Here is a 3,415-nt window from a genome sequence, read left to right as displayed (position 1 = left end):
GCCGCCGGAGACCTCCGACCCGCAGGGCCGCTCCCCGCTGGCCGCGCCCGGCGTCGCGATCCGCCCCGGCGACGCGATCGTCGCCGTGGCCGGACAGCCGGTCGACCCGCTGACCGGACCGGCCCCGCTGCTGGTCGGCACCGCGGGCAGGCCCGTCGAGCTGACCGTCTCCCCGGCCGGCGGCGGCGACCCGCGGCACGCGGTCGTCGTCCCCGTCGCGGACGAGGAGCCGCTGCGCTACCACGCCTGGGTCGCCGACCGGCGGGCCCACGTCCACGAGCGGTCCGGCGGCCGGCTCGGCTACATCCACGTCCCCGACATGCAGGCCCCCGGCTGGGCCCAGATCCACCGGGACCTGCGGATCGAGGTGGCCCGCGAGGGCCTGATCGTGGACGTCCGGGAGAACCGCGGCGGCCACACCTCCCAGCTCGTCGTGGAGAAGCTGGCCCGGCGGATCGTCGGCTGGGACCTGCCGCGCGGCATGCGCCCGGAGAGCTACCCGCAGGACGCGCCCCGCGGCCCGGTCGTCGCCGTCGCCAACGAGTTCTCCGGCTCCGACGGCGACATCGTCAACGCGGCGATCAAGGCGCTCGGCATCGGCCCCGTCGTCGGCACCCGCACCTGGGGCGGCGTCATCGGCATCGACAGCCGCTACCGGCTCGTCGACGGCACCCTCGTCACCCAGCCCAAGTACGCCTTCTGGCTGGAGGGCTACGGCTGGGGCGTGGAGAACCACGGCGTGGACCCGGACGTGGAGGTCGTCCAGAGCCCGCAGGACCACGCGGCGGGCCGGGACGTCCAGCTGGACGAGGCGGTACGGCTGGCCCTGGCCGCGCTCGAGGAGACACCGGCGAAGACGCCGCCGGCGGTGGAGTAGGCGCCCCGGCACCGGGAAAGCGGAACCGGGGGCCGGCCCCCGGTCCGCCGTCCCGGTCCGCCCGCCCGCCGTGACGGGGGCGACTACGATGCCCTCGTACGTGATCACCACGCACCGAGGAGGTCCTGCCATGGCAGGGGAACCCCAGGAAGACTGCCTGTTCTGCAAGATCGTCGCAGGACAGATCCCGGCGACGATCGTCCGGGAGACGGACACCACCGTCGCCTTCCGCGACATCAACCCGCAGGCGCCCACGCACGTCCTGGTGATCCCGCGGGCGCACCACAAGGACGCGGGGGCCCTCGCCGCGGCCGCCCCCGAGGTCGCGGCGGACGTGCTGCGCGAGGCGCAGGCCGTCGCGGACCAGGAACAGCTGGAGAGCCACCGCATCGTCTTCAACACCGGCGGCGGTGCCGGCCAGACCGTCTGGCACGCGCACGCCCACGTCCTGGGCGGCCGCGGCCTGCACTGGCCGCCCGGATAGGCGGCACCCCTTTGTCCGTACGCGAACTGGTGGTGCTCGGCACCGCCAGCCAGGTCCCCACCCGCCACCGCAACCACAACGGCTACCTGCTGCGCTGGGACGGCGAGGGCATCCTGTTCGACCCCGGCGAGGGCACCCAGCGCCAGATGCTGCGCGCCGGGGTCGCCGCGCACGACCTGAACCGCATCTGCGTCACCCACTTCCACGGCGACCACTCGCTCGGCCTCGCCGGAGTGATCCAGCGCATCAACCTCGACCGGGTCCCGCACCCCGTCACCGCCCACTACCCGGGCTCCGGGCAGCGCTTCTTCGACCGGCTGCGGTACGCCACCGCCTACCGCGAGACGGTCGGCGTCACCGAGGCACCCGTCGGCGCCGACGGCCCGCTCGCCCGCACCCCCGGGTACACGCTGGAGGCGCGGAGGCTGTCGCACCCCGTCGAGTCGTACGGCTACCGGCTGGTCGAACCCGACGGCCGGCGGATGCTGCCCGACCGGCTCGCCGCGCACGGCATCGCGGGCCCGGACGTCGGCCGCATCCAGCGCGAGGGCGTCCTCGGCGGGGTCGCCCTGGAGGACGTCAGCGAGGTGCGGCGCGGCCAGCGGTTCGCGTTCGTCATGGACACCCGGCTCTGCGAGGGGGTGCACGCGCTCGCCGAGGGCTGCGACCTGCTCGTCATCGAGTCCACCTTCCTCGACGAGGACGAGGAACTCGCCGTCGAGTACGGGCACCTGACGGCCGGTCAGGCCGCCCGGGCGGCGCGGGACGCGGGCGTGCGGCACCTGGTCCTCACCCACTTCAGCCAGCGCTACGGCGACCCGGAGGAGTTCGAGCGGCAGGCGCGGGCCGCCGGGTACGCGGGCGAGCTGACCGTGGCCCACGACCTGCTGCGAGTGCCGCTCCCCAAACGTCGCTGAAATCCCCGTACGATGCTTCGATGCCCGTACCGAAAGCCGAACTGCACCTTCACATCGAAGGCACGCTCGAACCCGAGCTCGCCTTCGCCCTCGCCGCCCGCAACGGTGTCGACCTGCCCTACGCCGACACCGGCGCCCTGCGCGAGGCGTACCGGTTCCAGGACCTCCAGTCGTTCCTGAACCTGTACTACGAGCTGATGGCCGTGCTGCGCACCGAGCGGGACTTCGAGGACCTCGCCGACGCCTACCTGGCCCGCGCCGCGGCACAGGGCGTGCGGCACGCGGAGATCTTCTTCGACCCGCAGGCGCACACGGCGCGCGGTGTCGCCATGGGCACGGTGGTCGAGGGGCTGTGGCGGGCGCTCGAGCGGTGGGGGTCCCCCCGCTCGAGCGAAGCCGAGAGTGGGGGAGAGGAGACGCACGGCGTCTCGACCCGGCTGATCATGTGCTTCCTGCGGGACGAGTCCGCCGAGTCGGCCCTGGCGACCCTGGACGCGGCGAAGCCCCACCTGCACCGGATCACCGGCGTGGGCCTGGACTCGGCCGAGGTCGGCCACCCGCCGGCGAAGTTCCGCGAGGTGTACGAGGCGGCCGCCGCGCTCGGGCTGCGGCGCGTGGCGCACGCCGGTGAGGAGGGCCCGCCGGAGTACGTCACCGAGGCGCTGGACGTCCTCGGCGTCGAACGGGTCGACCACGGGCTGCGCTGCGTGGAGGACCCGGCGCTGGTGGCGCGGCTGGTGCGGGACCGGATCCCGCTGACCCTGTGCCCGCTGTCGAACGTCCGGCTGCGCGCCGTGGACACCCTCGCCGACCACCCGCTGCCCGAGATGCTCGACGCCGGCCTGCTGTGCACGGTGAACTCCGACGACCCCGCCTACTTCGGCGGCTACGCCGGCGACACCTTCGACGCGGTGCGCGACACCCTCGGCCTCGGCCCGGAGCGGCTGCGCGAACTGGCCCGCAACTCCTTCCTCGCCGCCTTCCTGGACGACGACGAGGAGCGGCGGAGCCGGTACCTCGCCGAGGTGGAGGCGTACGTCTTCCCGTAGTCCCCGGCCCCGGCCCCGCCGCTCCTCGTCGTCGTCCAGGAAGGCGGCGAGGAAGGAGTTGCGGGCCAGTTCGCGCAGCCGCTCCGGG

Annotated in this window: 4 protein-coding genes; all 4 read left to right on the top strand. The window is 74.3% G+C overall.

All coding sequences use genetic code 11. The features are described 5' to 3' along the window. The coding region (locus AOK18_RS18385) for a S41 family peptidase (protein WP_206281559.1) at positions 1 to 877 on the top strand (877 nt) is incomplete at its 5' end. A 130-nt stretch (positions 878 to 1,007) separates the two neighbouring features. Beyond that, entirely contained in the window at positions 1,008 to 1,361 is a 354-nt protein-coding gene (locus AOK18_RS18380) for an HIT domain-containing protein (protein WP_055573761.1), read from the top strand. Between the two features lie 11 nt (positions 1,362 to 1,372). Further along, positions 1,373 to 2,278 (top strand): ribonuclease Z, encoded by a 906-nt coding sequence (locus AOK18_RS18375; RefSeq protein ID WP_055573762.1) that lies wholly within the window; start codon positions 1,373 to 1,375, stop codon positions 2,276 to 2,278. 20 nt (positions 2,279 to 2,298) lie between these two features. Beyond that, on the top strand, positions 2,299 to 3,327 hold the full coding sequence (locus AOK18_RS18370) for an adenosine deaminase (RefSeq protein ID WP_055695086.1): 1,029 nt from the start codon (positions 2,299 to 2,301) through the stop codon (positions 3,325 to 3,327). Positions 3,328 to 3,415: the final 88 nt, after the last annotated feature.

Source organism: Streptomyces prasinopilosus (assembly GCF_001419695.1).
In the GTDB taxonomy this organism is placed as follows: Bacteria; Actinomycetota; Actinomycetes; order Streptomycetales; family Streptomycetaceae; genus Streptomyces; species Streptomyces prasinopilosus.
This window is presented reverse-complemented; position numbering and strand designations above follow the sequence as displayed.